This is a genomic window from Nostoc sp. UHCC 0870 (assembly GCF_022063185.1).
In the GTDB taxonomy this organism is placed as follows: Bacteria; Cyanobacteriota; Cyanobacteriia; order Cyanobacteriales; family Nostocaceae; genus Trichormus.
Genome location: NZ_CP091915.1, coordinates 35230 through 50858 on the forward strand (window position 1 = coordinate 35230; position 15629 = coordinate 50858).

Below are 15629 nucleotides of genomic sequence, written 5' to 3' on the forward strand. Positions count from 1 at the left end.
TAGTTATAGAATGAACAGCTTACTTGATTCTCAAAACCTGACCTTTAGGAATAAAGGGTAAATGCCGACCTACAGGAATTAAAAAAGCGTGTTCTCGCCGAATGTGTACGCGATCGCAATATCCATCAGTAATAATTAGTAATGGCCCATTTTTCGGGAAATCCTCGGCTCTTTCCAATAAATCAATTCCTGGCTGTAAAACAGTACCGCCTCTACCCTTGACTTGAACTCTATCTGCCAGCGATTCTGGTGTGATGTAACCTTGGTCATAAGCAAAAGCATCACAGAAAACGACCCGCACAAAAGAAACATCATGAGAAATACTATAACTAGAGATCGCTCCCAATGCCTTTCCCAATAATTCCCGCTCCATTGAACCAGAAGTATCTAAAACCACCCCAAATGTGCGACCTTCTTCATGATTGCTATCGGGTACATAACGAGGACGGGGAATATTGGGAGTCGCAGATTGACGGCGACTGAGACGAGCATAAGACCTGACTTTAATTAAAGGAGAAAAGTAATTATCAAACCACTTAGCTAATTCTACATCCCAAGGAATTGGCGGATAACTCAAAGCCCGAATTTCTTCAATTAAACCTGCTGGTAGAAAACCCCGATTTTGTTCCTGGTGATAGACAAGTCCCTGACTCAGACAACGGCGATAAAATTCATCCAATGCCATACCATCACCATAAGTCCACCAATCTGATATTTGTGGTTCTAAAATGTCACATTGTCCAATTCCCCGGAGAGTAGCTAGTTTACGATAAAGGCGTAAATCTTTAACAATTCTGTCATAAATTGACTCAGCAGATAAATTTTTCAAATCAGGATCATACAATGCTCCAACATGAGGTAATTCACCTATCCCCATTTCTATTAACCAAGAATTAATCACATAATCACAAGCAACATTCCACAAATAAGGCTCTCTTCCTTGACGACGGGTATCATGTCTCAGTCCGGCGTGTAACAATTCATGAGCCATCACAAATCGGTATTCTTCATTAGTTAATCCGCCGGCAGGATTAATAAAAATTTGCTGATTTTCTACATCAATAGCTGCTACAGAAATTTCTAACCGTTGACAAATTAATGGATCTTCAATAATTTCAAAATTAGTGGCTAAAGCTCCCAATAAAGGATAACTATTAATAAACCAAGCCTTAGCTTTTTGTGCAGGAGTATTATTTTTACTTTCTCCTGCTAAAGAAATATCCTGTCCTGCGGCTACAGATACAGCATTAGTAACTGCTTTTGTTAAACCTTCTCCAAAGACAGCTTGCCAATCAACTTTAGCATACCAATAATGACTTTTAGGAGTTTCTATAAACATATCAACCAAGTCATTTCCAGGAATACCCCGCTCACAAAATTCTTGATATAAACTGTCTTCATTGCGGTTAGCAAAGTTGAGGGGAAAAAGGTATTCTTCAGGGGCAGTTCCTAATTTTAAATCTGCCATAAACTTAGCAATAAAATAATTACAAGCGGCATTCCATTCACGGAAATGGGTGCGTTCTTGGAAGTGACCAAAGCCCAAATGTAAGAGACAATGAGCTAGTACATAAACCCATTCTTCAGGATAACCCCGTCGGGTGGGATGTACATGAATTGTACCTAAATTATTAATGACAGCCCAATTTTTTGGCGGACATTGATTACTCGTTTGACGATTAATATTAGCATGATAAAGCAAAGATGTAAAAATTGGATGCTGTCGCAAGATATTATATCCTTGCTCAAATTGTAGTTTAGCAATATCTTTTTGCTCCTGTTTACGTGGCATTTTCTTTTTTGACTAAACGTGGCAAGTCTCTAACTATTTCTACCATTAACCAACTAGGTAAAGTATCTCCTTTCTCGGTTTCGGAAACCACCATTTGGGCAATTTCAAAGCTGATAGCGGCTAAATCTTTGAGTAGTCCTTTGGCGCGATGAGCTAAGTCTTTGTGGCTACCTGTGATTGCTTGACGTTCTTGAGGTAATTCTTTGATGATTTGAGCGCGGAATGATTGAGCTAAAAAATAAAGGACATCTCTATCTTCTGGCTGGTGTGGCCAGCTAATTTCGCCTTTAAGAATAGCTGTGAGTTGATATTTACTTTTAATTTGTTTGATAAAACCTTTGAACTGGGTTCCATGATGAGGAGAAAGACATCCCATAGCGAGAACTTCTAGCCAATGATCTGTGAGGCGTTCTCCGTATTCATGTAGAGTATCACTTAACATATGCCAAGAACGAGGAGTGGAAAAAGGTTCTTCATGTTTAGGAGGTTGACTCCATAGATGATCTGGGCGAGTTTGAATATATTCAATTACCCAAGGATGAATATTATGATTTTTTGCCCAATCTAACCAGTCTCGATGGGAAACTTTTAAATGAACATGAACCATACGATTTAGCAAAGGTGAAGACATAGGTTTCACAATTGCACTATCTTGAGCGCGATTACCCGCACCAATGACAATTGAATCTTTAGGGAGATGATATTCACCAATTCGTCGCTCATGAATCAGGCTGTAAAATGCCTTCTGTACTTCGTGAGAACAAGCGTTAAGTTCATCCAAAAACAGACAATATGGTTCTTCTCGTGTAATTATTCTGGGTGGGCAGAAGCGACTTGTTCCATCTATAATCTGCGGTACACCAATTAAGTCTTCTGGTGCTAGTTGACTACCAAGTAGTGAAACGCAAGGTATTCCCACCTCAGCCGCAAATTCTTCTACCAAAGATGATTTCCCAATTCCTGGCGCTCCCCAAATAAACACGGGTCGCACTACCGCCACATTGAGAAGAAATTCTGAGAGTTGTTTTTGGGTGACTGTAATTGCTGGATTCATTCTTAACTCACAAATACTGTCCCAACGTTGGGATTATTTCACAATTCGCTTGATTATACTTATCCATCGTCTACTTCTATAATTCACAAATTTTAATAGAAATATCAGGCATCACAGACACTATTACACATATTGTAATACAAAAAATACAAAATAATACGTAATGGCAAATAATACTTTTCTCACTCCGCATCCTTCTTCAACATAAGAGTTAACAACTCCGACATTTCCCACAAATCTTTATTCCGATTATCGTCATAAATCATCAGCGTGCGCGGGTCAGCATGACGGCTTAACTTCTGCACCTTTCTAATATTCCCATCCGTCGCATCCAGAGCCGCCGTAATCGCCGAATGCCTTAATCATCAATAAATTTTTTGACTTCGCGGTGGACTTTGTTGCTGGCAGCACTCAACCCTATTACACCAGCAGGAAAGGGAGTTTCGTCTTCTGCGGAGGCAGCCCAACGTGTCGCTGTTCCTTGCGGATCTGCATCAACGACAAGAACTTTGTTCCTGCGCCGCGCAATCGCACCAGCAAGCTGCATACTAGAGGAGACGGCTCCTCAGTAAAATAGGCTACTGCCTCTACGCACAACTTTCACGTCGCGCATCTCGGCTCAATACCTCATACAAATATGACCGCAACTACTGAAATCTGTATTTTGTTTCCAAATCTGTAACTCAATCCTGAGTCTTAGTATTTATTGGCTAACTTGAGACTGCAAGATTTACTTATATTTCTCAATCAATATTCTATGCTGCAACACTTTTCCCACCAAGCCTTAGTAAAATCAACTATTTTTGGATGTTTGCTTCTTTCTAGTTCCCTAATTCCCTTACAATCTGCCGTCGCCAATCCGCAAATTTTGACTACGCCACAAGCAAAGATGATCGCTCAACAAATTCTTCAAGATGCGATCGCCAAAGAGAAACTCGATAAAACTGCAAAAGTCATTCAAGTTGAGCGAGTTGGTAAGGGCGATATCTGGATGTACAATCCTGTACCTTACTGGAAAATTGCGATCGCCGCTCAGCGTCAAAGCTTGGTCTATTTCACCACTGATCATGGTAACTTTAGAATCTTGATGCAAAGGAATGGACAAAACATCCATTCTCTGGAAAAACCTGCCCAAGAAGTACCGCCAACCGCAATGATAACAGCAGCGATTCGCCAGGCCAAAGAGTGGGGCTATCCTGGACAACCCTTATTAACTAATCTTTCATCTAAAAAGACAACTTGGGCAAGCGGTTGTGAAAATATTTCTTTCCCTTATGCTTGCGATCCCGTTGTTCGCCAAGGCTGGAAAATTACCATTCCCCACCAACGCCAACGTTGGGTGTTTCAAGGTGAAACAGCCGACGATTTACAATTGATTGCACGTAGTAATCCTGTTATTGAACGCGGCTTACCGATTCAGGTGGGTAACGAAATCAAGCGCATCGCCAGCAAACACTTGCAAATCTTACCCTCAATTGTTCTCATTACTAAAATCGAGCCTCAAACCTTTACTGATAGCTGTTTAGGATTAGGGAATTTGGCAGAATCTTGCGCTCAACAAACAATTCGGGGCTATCGGGTGACGCTGGAGGGAAAGTCGCAAGCACGGCAAATATATCGCATTAGCAATGATAAAGTTAATATTCGCACCGAAGCCATCGCTGGACTTCCCACCCGCACTGATGAGCTACCAACTGCGATCGCTAGTACAATATTCAACGCTGCCCAATCAGACTTGAAAAAACCCATTACCAATCTTAGCATTACCCAAGTTTCACCAAGATTCAATTGTTTCCGCAGTCCTACGGCTGCACCCAATGAACCTTGCATACCAACGCAGAGCCTTGATGCTTGGAACGTCACGGTGACAAATTTTCAGAAATCACTGACTTATACTGTTCATCTCAATGGAAAGATTCTTAGCAAACGATAAATGAAGACATTCCCTAAAAGGTCATTTATAGGCAAGTTTGAGAGACTGAATCGCGTGAAGAGTTGATTTTAGTGTGCAAAAATTTGAATATCTATATACCATTTTTGGGCAAGTTAGTAAATTGCAAAATCGGTTTCTGTAATATTTATTTACAACGTGTCCCAAAGTTAGGGTCGAGGGGAACATTACTGTTCCACCCCTCCCATCCGAAACCGTGCATGAAAGTTGTCCCTTCACACGGCTACTCAATGTGTTTCCCTATTGTCACGGAGGGACTTCTGACTCTAACTTTTTCCGATAAAAGCGTCTAATAAAATACCACTGCTGCCAATGTAAAGAAACCGTTAAGGTTGACCAAGGAAGTCTTGCTTGCCAAGTTCTACACCGCAGTGCCGGAGAATGTCATAAGCTGTAGTGACATGGAAATAAAGGTTCGGTAAAACAAAATAGAGGAGGAATGATATTCCTGGGAAAGATAGAGTGTTGTCACGTATCTTTAAGGTAACTGTTCTATCTTCTGAACCATCAATTTGCTCAGGTTGAAATGTGTTTAATTGAGCGATAGTTTTCTGAATACTTTCAATAAGTTGAGGAAATGTAGTTTCATTGTCTTCAAAACTGGGGGGTTCTATCCCTGCTAGTCGTGCCGCACCTCTGTTTGCTATGTCACAAGCAATTTGTACTTGTTTTGATAATGGAAACATATCTGGAGATAGACGACTATTGATTAACACAGAAGGATCTATTTTTTTTGTTTCTGCATACATAGCACCTTTTTCCAGAATACCTACAAGGTTATTTAGTGAGTGAATAGACACGGGTATTGAAGCTTGATACATTGAAATGGTCATTTATTTACTCCAAAAAAAAAGTTAACCCTACTTGGATCTGCAACTGTTAAAAGCTATTATCAACTATCAAAAGTAGAATCTGAAAAAATACTCTAGTATTCAGAAGTATCAACTGTTAAATACCAGCTACTCTCTCAGGAGTTTGTAATACTGTTACCAAATTTATTTGATACTCTTTAGAGTCGCTTTCAATACGTATAAATTCATTTAATGGATTATAGGTATCGAAATTTTGAAGATTTTCCTCTTTATTCACAGCATTTTCTAAATAACTTAAAGCTAATGTTGAAGTGACATAAATATTCCCGTGTTGTTTGAACCCTTCTATTAATTCAGCTTCAGGAGGATAATCTTTTACTAAATGTTCGGCTAGATATCCTTTTAAAATTATTCCTCTCAAGCCCGTTTCTTTGTACCCTTCCTTAGCTATCATCAACGATATACCATCAGCATCGAGATGATGAAAATTATCGTAATCCTCAAAAAACGGGCAAACAATTTTCATGAGATTTTTGACAGGATTTCTGACTTTACCGTAGTTTGGATCTTGCTGTTTTCTCCGTTTTGATTCACCCATAATAGCTATCCCCTAATTAATGCTAAGATTGTATTCCTTTTTACTTGAATCAGCTAGGGTCAGCATTCAGTTTTATGATACTCATGAACTGCTGAATTGCATACCTTAATCTAAATCTGTGACCTTCCGATTACAAATCAGATGCACAAACAGAAGGAGCATCCAATCCCCACACCCCAACCCCATTACTAGGAATTACAAACCAATTGGCGGATTCCTTGTGAGTATGCCTTTCAATATAGTCTTTACCGCTCTAATCTCAGCAATTAGATACTGGGAACAAGATTTACCTGAATGTTTCAATATATTAAAGAATTGCGATTAAAAGTGATGGAAAATACATTAGTTGATAAAACATTCCGTGACAGCGATGGCAATGTTGTCATCGCTCAAATGCCTAATCTACCGCTTATTGTTTGGATAGTAACCAGTGTACTTGCTCTAATTTTTACACCTGGCAAAATCAATACAGTGTTAGAGGTAGTGGCAAATGGCTCTTTATTTACTTGGGCTTGGATGGAATTATTTCAAGGCGTTAATTATTTTCGCAGATTACTAGGTCTTGTTGTATTAATTGGTATTATCGCATCAAAAATTATCTAGTTTGCTATGCGTCTAAATACTCTGCCACTGCTGCTAAATCTTCCATTGCCCGATTCAGGCGATTGAGCAAAGCTTCGGCTACTTCCGGTTGAGCGTTGACGGTTTCTAGTTTTTCTCTAAGATGACGTTCTAGGGCTTCTATCCACAACGTCAGTGACGCTGGAATCCCCCGGCTTTAGCCGTGGGGAGTGTCAACATCATCTAATGGGGTGGTAAAGTCCATTGTCACTCCTGCGCCACGCAACAGAACCTGGATCTCTCGATCTACACCACCTTTCAAAATCCGTGGGAGTCTGGGTACTCTGCTCTCGCTCCAAAGTAGGCAAATCGACACCCAATCTTTTAGCGAGATTTTCTCCCTGATATGCTTGCAGTTCTAGCTGGGGTGGGTGGTAGTTATAAGACTTTTGCCTCGAACCAGTGGAAGAGCGTTGAGAGAGTACAGAAATTGCTCCTTCTATTTTTGCTAACTTTTGGGCAATCGCTTCAGTTTTTTGCTCAAGCGTTGATAGTCTCTCATCCACACCGGATTCTACACCGGATTCTACACGCTTGGTCATTTGCTCGCATTGGATTTCCAGATTGTGTAGACGAACTTCTACACTAACTTCTGTACCTGCAACTTGTCCGAGGACATGATGCAAGCCTTGGATCACCAAATCCGTTGCAGTAGTGTTACGTTCTCGTGCAGCAGTGCGGAGTGCATCGGTAAGGGTTTTGGGGAGTTTGAAGTTAATTGATTCGCGTTCTGTGTTACCCATGTCTACACCCAAAATATACCAAAGTATATAAATTTTAGGGTTTATGGTAGAAAAGTGGAAGCCTTAGCCGGGGACGATTCAGACCCGAGTTCATTTTCCGCAAGCAGAACACGAGACTTAAACCAATTCGCAATGGACTAACGTCCCGCTTCGCTCTAAGCGCAGCTATGCCGCAGGCTTTACGCAATTACGTTTTGTGTTAGCGTAGCGGTAGCGAGTCCGCGAGCGTCCGGAGATTTAGCTGAGGCATCAAAACGCGCCGCCTATAGAGGCAGGGGACTTAAACCCCCAAAGTTCGTTAAGGCGAGATATCACCGAAACCTCCGCGACGAGGAAGCCCCTGCCTTTAGGCATGGGGTTTCTGACAGATTACCTGACCAATACGCTGAAGAATCTGTAAAATCTTGTAGAGTTCTTTAGCAGATGTAAACAGGGCAAAGACCCGTGACAAATCATATTGTGGTCTGCCTGCTTCCCACTTTACCTTGATAAATAAAACGTCGTCCCCATTTGTTACCATACCAAACACGGGTTTATCGGTTTGAGGGTTAGCCATTAGATAAGCTAGGGCTTGCGGTACAGCTGACCAGATAGAAAGTGTGGTTTTTTTGGACTCTAACACCATCACCCATAACTGATTTTGTAGCACCAAAACATCAATTCGACCACGCAGCACTTCCTCGCCATCAGAGAGTACCAAATCCACAGATGATTCTGCTTTAATCCTGAAAGGAGGATCGTAAAATCCAGACAGTGCTAGCAACGGCGACACCACTAGCAACATGACTGTTCCCTCTAATAAATCACCTTCGCCACGGTGGTATAAATATCTACGTCGTAGTACATCCAGCGTAGCTTTTTCTGCTTCAGTAATTTGAGGCAATTCACTCTTCCACTCTGGAAAAAATTGCTCTGACTCTATGCGAACTAAACCAAAGCGGGTTAGAGCTTCGTTTAAACTGGTAATCGCTTCTGTGATTGCTGTTACCTGTGTCATTCTTTTTTCGCCGTTAGTGTTCTGTTCTGGTTCACCTTTCTTTTACTTTATCTTTGAGATTTTTTGCGAGAACCGGGAATAGTCAGATTTTGAACAGCAAGTTTTTTGGTTTGTTCGTCGCGGCGGTCGTATCTAGCAGTTAACTCAGGACTAGCATGACCAGCCAGTTTTTGCACTGTGGAAATATCAACACCAGAGTCCAGCAATTCAGAGATAAAAGTGCGCCGGAAATCGTGAGCCGAAAAGTCTCTCACTCCCACTTGCTGACCACGTTTTTGCAAAATGAACAACACAGCTTGAGATGTTAGCCGTCGTAGCACCACCCGCCCTGATTTATTGACATGACATAGCAGTGGGCCAGCAGCCATCCCCCTGATACTCAACCAATCTAACAACACATCTAGACCGCTATCTGGTAAATACACACTCCGGTCTTTCCCGCCTTTACCTCCACGTACTTTTAAAGCACTTGTGCTTTGATCAAAATCACTTACATCTAAATTCACCACTTCAGAACGACGCAATCCGGCACCGCGTAGGATAGTTAACAAAGCGGCATCTCTGTAACCAGTGGGTGTAGGGTCATCAAAGCAAACTGCCATCAAAGCAGCAATTTCTGTGGGACTCAGGGCGCGTCCCCGCAACTGTTTACTAACCTTAATATTAGGAATATCCACAGCACGAGCAAAATCTTGAGCAGTCATCAACTCTAACCGTAAAGCTTCTTTTAAAACTCGCCGCAAAGCGCACAGCATTTTGTTGGCATAAGCTGGCGTGTAATTTTCCATCAACACCGCACGTACTGCCGCAGTATGTTTATAACGCAATGCAGCCCAATTGAGAGTCATGGCATCACAACTGCCATTGGTGAGTAAGCGAGCAATTGCCGACAGAGCGTAACGCATGGCGGGACGTGAGCCGACACCCAAAGATGACAAATAGACAGCCGCCGGATGCTCAGTTAGGGGAGTAGGAGCAGCCAGTACCAGGGTCGAGGATAGGGAGTGCGTGTCAGTAGTTTCAGGCATTTACTTATTAGAATAGGCGTTCTCACAAGCCATATTCTGATAACTAATTCTCTCTCCTTATGGGGACAAAGTGATCACACAGGTCACGTCGCTGCGCTCCTCTCTTCAAAATTTAAAACTCAAATGGTCACTAGATTATGTTTCCATCGGCAACACGTCCTCAGATAGCCATTGATAAAAATCAGGCACAGATTGCTCAAGATTACGCATTTGATCTGGTGCGATCGCTTCAAGTTCTAGCACAGTCTGCCAACGCAAATCAGTAGACCATCGTTTGAGGATACCTTTGATTGCTGAGACCCCTTTGGCAAGACCAGAGCGAAGCATTTCTACGCAATGAAGTAAAGTAATGCGGTCAGGAACAGGGGACGCAGAGGGGGACGACAATTCGCAATTGTCAATGGGCGTAGCCCATTGCGTTAGCGTAGCGGGGCGTAGCCCATTGCGAATTGGTATAACCGCTCCCTGCTCCTTGTCCTCTTCCCCTACCGTAGTATCCACCCCCTCACAATGGGAGTTCCCTATACCATTATGGGGGGGGGTGAATACGGGGGGTGAAACAGCATCAACGCTAGAGTGGGACTGCATTTGGGCGTAAGAGTCACGTTTGGCTTGACGATGGGCGATGACTTTTCGGGCAAATTCCAATTCTGCCTTTGAGAGTGAGAAAAATTTCACCTGCATTCCACGCTTGCCTTGCTTACGATAAGTTAGCTTCAGTCCCAATTGTTCGAGCAGGGTGGCCAGTAACCAAATGGGTTGACAATCGGGTGGGATAGTAAACCCAAGAATTGCTTTAATATGAGCCGCACAATCAACTGCGATCTCCGTCATATTATATAGATGTGGGTCAGAAGCTGTAATGTCCTCCCCGGCGACTAATCTTTGTAAGATGTGATGCAGCCCCAGGTTAAAACGAGCTAGCCACTTGGCAGAATAATTCCCCCAGTCCATACAAAACGGTAGTTTGTCTCGTTCCGCGCGGTCTTTATTGGTGACAAATGCTGGGGGAACGGGGTACTGTTTACCAGTATTGGAGTCAATGATTGTTTCATCTGGTGGTGAGAGAATAGATTCCAGTGATGCGATCGCCGTAATTAATCTACCGCCGTCATCTTTCTCAACCAGTTCTGGGGTAACTTCCATGCCGTAAGCATCATGAATGCGGAATTTTTCACATTCCACAATTTCGTCAGGTGAAAGATAGTCTTTAGTTTGCCTTGCGCGATATTCACTTTTGGAGATATTGTTAGCTTCGGCGACGGCATAATGATGAGCAGTGTCTAGAGCATCCGCCGCTTGTTTCAAATTTGACCAAGCCAGAGCATCATTCTCATCACCCACACTTATAATGTGATTGCCCATTTGGGTTAATAAATCACGGAGGTCAGCCCGGAGATTATTCAGGGATTGGTGACGTGCCGCTTTAATTTGACAATAAGCATCCATTGCCCATTCTTTTTCAGCACCCCGCTTTCCAGTTTCTCGGTCAATTCGCAGTAAAAAAGCGGTGATTTCGTTGGTTTGCAATAACCTTTCTTTGATTTTAGTGGGGTTGGTAGTTTGATAACCAAAGGGAGGTTTGGGGGCTACCCAAACATGAATGGGTACTTTCGGACGATAACGCCACAGCTGTTGAGCGCATTCGGTAGCAGTTTGCGAAACTCCATGAAATACGCCAAACACTAAATCAAAATGAAAGTCGGGAATGTCTACACCAGTTCCCAAGGAAGGAGAGGTGAACAAAGCATCTATATTCTTAACGGCGTTGGTGATGTCTTTGATAAACGCTACGTTTTCTTCACTACCAGAATTATCGGAATGAATTGACCAAATTCGTAGGGAGGAATTGGAGCAGAGGGGCAGAGGGGCAGAGGGGCAATTCTTGTATAAGTCCTCTCCCCTGCTCCCCCTCTCCCCTGCCTCTTCAACTCGCACACTAAACATTTTTTCAAGTTTCTTAATAAATCGTTTCGAGTCGGACACAACCATGATTTTCTGCCCAGACATGAGTGCGGCGGCGATTTGAGCAACCAACGCTGATGAATCCTGACCTTCATACCAATAGATAGTGCGTGAGCCATTCTTCCACTCATTCTGGATAATGACTGGTTGTTCACCTTCGGGACGCATGACACGAAAGAAGTCGATGGTGACATCATCCATGTGAGCATCGGCAATCACGACCATTGGGGCATTGTAGACAATATAATGTAATACTTCCAAAATGGCGGCGCGATGTTCTTTGCAAGTGTTACTGAGTAACAGGTGCGTGAGGTATTGGCAGGCTTCATCAATGAAGACGCAGCCGTAAGTTAATGCTTGGGTGTTGAGCTTATGTAAACTATCAATAGTAATGGACAATGCTGTAGCTTTGGCCATGCCTGTGTAACCAAGGTCAGAATACATTTCAGTTTTCAGGCGTTCAGCTAAATTCTTGAGCAAGTTAACACGATGCCCATTGTTAAGAAATCTTTGATCTGGATGAGCGTCACGCCATCGCCGCATGAGTTCGGTCTTACCAGTTCCCATGTCGCTGATTAGTACAATTAAACCAGTACGGGGAAATACGAAATATTTGGGTTCTTGATGATGGGACTTTTTGCGCCTGTATCTGTTCAATGATTGCTCAGTTTCAGATTGTTCGGTTTCAGATTGCTCAGTAAGGAGTTGACACCATTCCACTAGGGGATCAGGTAGGGAGCTATTCAGGAGCAGAGGGGCAGAGGGGCTACTCAGGGGCAGAGAGGCAGAGGGGCAATTTTTGTATAAGTCCTCTCCCCTGCTCCCCTGCTCCCCTGCTCCCCTGCTCCTGAATAGCTCCCCTGCCTCCTTAATTTCTTCTTCTTTGACGAGCAGTGCTTGAGTCAAATATTGAACATCGACTATGATATCTGGTTTATACTTTCTTAGCCCCCGGTGCTTGATGAGGAACGATTGCTGGTAATCTTTCAGTGATAAGGCATCGTTGGCGATCGCTGTCAGTAATTTGTTGGATTCATCTCCTCGTGCGACGACGAAATCATCTACTCCTTTCTCTGTTCCCGGCAGTAATGCTACTTCACAGATGCAACCAGCCGCTTCAATCGCTTTGCCTGTGCGAACTGTAGCTTGAAAAACTGACCAGCGAGTTTTCAGTTTGGTTTCATAGTCAAAGAGAATTTGGAATTTGCGCCCCGGTTGCGCTAGCGGTATTAAGTCTGGATGTAGTCTCTCATCAAAATCCTGTTTCCCCACTCGCCCGTTCCAAATTCCAGGTAGCGCGATCGCTACAAATCCTAAACTCAGTAAACAGGCCGCTTTCTTCTCACCTTCGCAAAGTATAATTGGGATTTCGGGGTGTCTTATTACCCATTCCCAGAATATCAGTGCGTTAAGCCAATCTTGCAAACGCAGTGCTAAAGGTGAATGATATCGCTTAATGTTATAGCGTTTCGCTACCAAATCCCAAACATAGTCGGACACATCAAAGTACGTGACTCGGTTTGGAGTTTTGGGTGGGGACTCGTACTTAACAACCTTACCTTTAAGCCAGTCAATGCGGGGATTAGTGGGTTTGAGTCTTCCCCACTCCATTGGTCGCCAGTTGTTGAGGGGGTCTAGTCCCGATATCCACGTCCCTCCCGCCAGTAAATGCACATAAGCCTTCAAAAACCCGTCTGTGACTCGACCGGCATTTTTTCGGGGGATGGCCGGAGAGATGAATAAATACTCGTAAACTGACTGTCCTTCAATATGTAAGAAGTTACGTTCGATGAGCGAGGGATGAATCGCACTCCCAAAGGCTAGCTCATGATACTCTGCCGCCGTCAGGTTGTTGGGGTATTCAGGAATTTCTTTTGAAAACACTTGATCCCCAACGCCCCATTGTTTAGGGCATTGGTTATTTAACACAGTAGATTCCTCTGATAACTTGGTTTTCCAGTTTCAGAGGGGGTTTTTCACACTGCTACTGTTTTTTGCTACAAAATTCAGGGTTTTTCTTCATCAAACTTAACTTGACAAAATCTTTAAAATTTTGACAGCTAAAACTGCCACACAATTTTTGTAAATTCGTGTGGCTTCTCGTATAATACGAGAAGTAGTGCGGGAATCTTAGACAAGTCAGTGGTTTCCAGTCGCCAAACTATCTGCCACTTTCTTTGTCAATAGGAGTCCAACCCCGCTCTGCAAGATATTTGATTTTTATTTTTGGGCAAGATGCTATACAATAGGGCGTTTTGCCTTTATTTTTGTCCTCCCTTTCAATATTAGATGGTTGATCACTTGATACTTAGCAATCAAGAACATTGTAATGTATATTGCTAAGTTCAAACTTGGCTCTTGGATTTTAGCGTTATGGAATTAGAGTACCAATTTTGCTCACAGAAATCTATTTCTGTCGAAAATCAAGATAATATGATGTTATCATAAGGATTGCCTTGTATCAAAAAATCTGTGTATTACACTTCATATACTGGATTATCCTGTGTATGTTACTGCATTTCACAATACAATCATTTTGCAGGCAATAAAAATTTTATTTATAAAGGTGTAACATTTTTAAGAACTAAATAGCCATAAATAAAACTTATTGATAGAAAGTTAAGACTTTTTGTTTACTAAAGACATACACAAGAGGATAGCTATGGAACTGAACGAAGCGATTGAAGTAATAAATAAGTTGGTGTTTGCAAAGCAAGGAAGATGGCTAGAGGATACAGAAAAGATTGTTATAAAAGCAGCTTGGCTAGACATAGAATACAAAGAAATAGCAGAAAACACTGAGTATGGGTTTGAACTGCTACAACGTCGTGTAGCACCAAACCTGTGGTTATTATTGACAGGGATTTTAGGAAATGGAGAAAAAGTTACGAAAAAGAGGCTCAGGGCAATTATAGAAAGGCAATCTAATAATAAATTTATTAATAGTAAGCTAGATTTTAAATTTTTTAAAATTTTAGGAGATTGTCCACCTGAAATAGTTAACTTTTATGGAAGAGTCCCGGAATTAGCAATGTTGAAGGAGTTAGTGTTTCGGGAAAGATGCGTAGCCGTTCTAGGAGCAGCTGGAATTGGAAAGAGTGCTTTAGTGTCCAAGTTGCTTCAGGTTCTAGATACTAAAGATTGTCCTTTCGATGGTTGTATATGGAAATCTATTGCTTATAGTCCATCTTTATCCAGTCTAGTTGTTAATTTTCTTAAACTAATAGGAGAATTAGAGAATCAAAATCTTGATATACCTAAAAGTCTTGAGGACAAAATAACATTATTGATCGAAAGTTTAAGGTTACGCTCTTATTTGATAGTTCTAGATTCGGCAGAGGCTATTTTAAAAGGAGACAGAAATAAGAGTTCTAATCATTATGGAGATGAACATATAGACTATGGATTGTTTTTCAGGAGAATTATAGAATCTCAACATCAAAGTTGTATAGTTCTGACGACTAGAGAACCATTTGTTGATATTATGCACTTACAAAATAAAGGTCAATCTTCTGCTGTTATGAAAGTTGAGGGACTTCGCCGAGATGCCTTAGAAATATTCCGTAGTCACTTGTTAAACGACGAACATAAGTGGGGAGATTTAATTGAATTCTATCATGGTAATCCCTTAGCTTTAAACATTGCTGCAAGTAGGATTAAAATATTTTTTGGTAATAGTGTAGAAAGTTTCCTTGCTTCAAACACAGTATTGATGAATGATGTTATAGAAGAAAGCTTAGATGATTTTTTTAAAGTTCATGGGCGGCTGACCCACCTAGAAAAAGATATTATGATTTCAATTGTAGAAGAAATGAATAAGAAATCGGTAGATTCTCTTATGTTATCTCAAGTATTAAATTTGTTAGAAGCCAGAGAAATCAAAGTAAGCACTTCTGAGTTTATTGATGCTATAGAGGCTTTGGTGCAAAGGTTTTTAATTGAGCAGAAAAAGAATAGGCAAGAGGAACTAGTGTTATGTATACAATCAGTAATTAAGAAGTATATTTGTACATACTACCTTAAAGGTAAAAGAATATATCCAATGACAAAAACTGCTTAATACTTAGT

Annotated in this window: 13 protein-coding genes and 1 pseudogene; 3 read left to right on the forward strand and 11 right to left on the reverse strand. The window is 41.7% G+C overall.

The window, feature by feature from the left end:
• Window positions 1-19: 19 nt before the first annotated feature.
• The 4 genes and pseudogenes from L6494_RS28475 to L6494_RS28490 all read right to left on the reverse strand — a co-directional run bounded on the left by L6494_RS28475 (window position 20) and on the right by L6494_RS28490 (window position 3393).
• Window positions 20-1792: a vWA domain-containing protein gene (locus tag L6494_RS28475; RefSeq protein ID WP_237997267.1), complete on the reverse strand. Its 1773-nt coding sequence runs from the start codon at window positions 1790-1792 to the stop codon at window positions 20-22.
• Window positions 1782-2846, reverse strand: coding sequence for an AAA family ATPase (locus L6494_RS28480; protein ID WP_237997268.1), 1065 nt, complete (start codon window positions 2844-2846; stop codon window positions 1782-1784). The genes L6494_RS28475 and L6494_RS28480 overlap by 11 nt, the downstream gene beginning before the upstream one ends.
• A gap of 182 nt (window positions 2847-3028) precedes the next feature.
• Window positions 3029-3208, reverse strand: a pseudogene (locus L6494_RS28485) (tyrosine-type recombinase/integrase); the annotation flags it as partial.
• Window positions 3205-3393 (reverse strand): hypothetical protein, encoded by a 189-nt coding sequence (locus tag L6494_RS28490; RefSeq protein WP_237997271.1) that lies wholly within the window; start codon window positions 3391-3393, stop codon window positions 3205-3207. The gene L6494_RS28490 and the pseudogene L6494_RS28485, both read right to left, overlap by 4 nt.
• Before the next feature lie 210 nt (window positions 3394-3603).
• Here L6494_RS28490 and L6494_RS28495 point away from each other — a divergent pair, with 210 nt between their 5' ends.
• Window positions 3604-4779, forward strand: coding sequence for a hypothetical protein (locus L6494_RS28495; protein ID WP_237997272.1), 1176 nt, complete (start codon window positions 3604-3606; stop codon window positions 4777-4779).
• Between the two features lie 344 nt (window positions 4780-5123).
• Here L6494_RS28495 and L6494_RS28500 read toward each other — a convergent pair whose 3' ends face one another.
• Window positions 5124-5630: a DUF1993 domain-containing protein gene (locus tag L6494_RS28500; RefSeq protein ID WP_237997274.1), complete on the reverse strand. Its 507-nt coding sequence runs from the start codon at window positions 5628-5630 to the stop codon at window positions 5124-5126.
• Window positions 5631-5745: 115 nt separating this feature from the next.
• Entirely contained in the window at window positions 5746-6207 is a 462-nt protein-coding gene (locus L6494_RS28505; protein ID WP_237997276.1) for a hypothetical protein, read from the reverse strand.
• Between the two features lie 330 nt (window positions 6208-6537).
• On the opposite strand from L6494_RS28505, the gene L6494_RS28510 reads away from it, so the two are divergent.
• Window positions 6538-6810, forward strand: a complete 273-nt coding sequence (locus L6494_RS28510) for a hypothetical protein (protein WP_237997337.1) — start codon at window positions 6538-6540, stop codon at window positions 6808-6810.
• Between the two features lie 4 nt (window positions 6811-6814).
• Here the strand turns inward: L6494_RS28510 and L6494_RS28515 are convergent, their stop codons facing one another.
• The 5 genes from L6494_RS28515 to L6494_RS28535 all read right to left on the reverse strand — a co-directional run bounded on the left by L6494_RS28515 (window position 6815) and on the right by L6494_RS28535 (window position 13445).
• Window positions 6815-6958 carry a hypothetical protein gene (locus L6494_RS28515; RefSeq protein WP_237997278.1) on the reverse strand — a complete coding sequence of 48 codons (144 nt, stop codon included), beginning with the start codon at window positions 6956-6958 and terminating at the stop codon, window positions 6815-6817.
• Between the two features lie 49 nt (window positions 6959-7007).
• Entirely contained in the window at window positions 7008-7571 is a 564-nt protein-coding gene (locus L6494_RS28520; RefSeq protein WP_237997280.1) for a hypothetical protein, read from the reverse strand.
• A 346-nt stretch (window positions 7572-7917) separates the two neighbouring features.
• On the reverse strand, window positions 7918-8568 hold the full coding sequence (locus L6494_RS28525; protein ID WP_237997289.1) for a type I restriction enzyme HsdR N-terminal domain-containing protein: 651 nt from the start codon (window positions 8566-8568) through the stop codon (window positions 7918-7920).
• Between the two features lie 47 nt (window positions 8569-8615).
• Window positions 8616-9596, reverse strand: coding sequence for a tyrosine-type recombinase/integrase (locus L6494_RS28530; protein WP_237997292.1), 981 nt, complete (start codon window positions 9594-9596; stop codon window positions 8616-8618).
• Between the two features lie 135 nt (window positions 9597-9731).
• Window positions 9732-13445 carry a plasmid replication protein, CyRepA1 family gene (locus L6494_RS28535; protein ID WP_237997294.1) on the reverse strand — a complete coding sequence of 1238 codons (3714 nt, stop codon included), beginning with the start codon at window positions 13443-13445 and terminating at the stop codon, window positions 9732-9734.
• A 778-nt stretch (window positions 13446-14223) separates the two neighbouring features.
• Between L6494_RS28535 and L6494_RS28540 the strand changes: the two genes are divergently transcribed.
• A complete protein-coding gene (locus L6494_RS28540; protein WP_237997295.1) occupies window positions 14224-15621 on the forward strand; it encodes an NB-ARC domain-containing protein in 1398 nt (465 codons plus the stop codon).
• The last annotated feature ends 8 nt before the right edge of the window (window positions 15622-15629 follow it).

Bases quoted from the DNA above. Each gene is read 5' to 3' on its own strand.
- L6494_RS28475 (WP_237997267.1), bottom strand. From the start codon at position 1,792: ATGCCACGTAAACAGGAGCAAAAAGATATTGCTAAACTACAATTTGAG.
- L6494_RS28480 (WP_237997268.1), bottom strand. From the start codon at position 2,846: ATGAATCCAGCAATTACAGTCACCCAAAAACAACTCTCAGAATTTCTT.
- L6494_RS28490 (WP_237997271.1), bottom strand. From the start codon at position 3,393: ATGCAGCTTGCTGGTGCGATTGCGCGGCGCAGGAACAAAGTTCTTGTC.
- L6494_RS28495 (WP_237997272.1), top strand. From the start codon at position 3,604: ATGCTGCAACACTTTTCCCACCAAGCCTTAGTAAAATCAACTATTTTT.
- L6494_RS28500 (WP_237997274.1), bottom strand. From the start codon at position 5,630: ATGACCATTTCAATGTATCAAGCTTCAATACCCGTGTCTATTCACTCA.
- L6494_RS28505 (WP_237997276.1), bottom strand. From the start codon at position 6,207: ATGGGTGAATCAAAACGGAGAAAACAGCAAGATCCAAACTACGGTAAA.
- L6494_RS28510 (WP_237997337.1), top strand. From the start codon at position 6,538: ATGGAAAATACATTAGTTGATAAAACATTCCGTGACAGCGATGGCAAT.
- L6494_RS28520 (WP_237997280.1), bottom strand. From the start codon at position 7,571: ATGGGTAACACAGAACGCGAATCAATTAACTTCAAACTCCCCAAAACC.
- L6494_RS28525 (WP_237997289.1), bottom strand. From the start codon at position 8,568: ATGACACAGGTAACAGCAATCACAGAAGCGATTACCAGTTTAAACGAA.
- L6494_RS28530 (WP_237997292.1), bottom strand. From the start codon at position 9,596: ATGCCTGAAACTACTGACACGCACTCCCTATCCTCGACCCTGGTACTG.
- L6494_RS28540 (WP_237997295.1), top strand. From the start codon at position 14,224: ATGGAACTGAACGAAGCGATTGAAGTAATAAATAAGTTGGTGTTTGCA.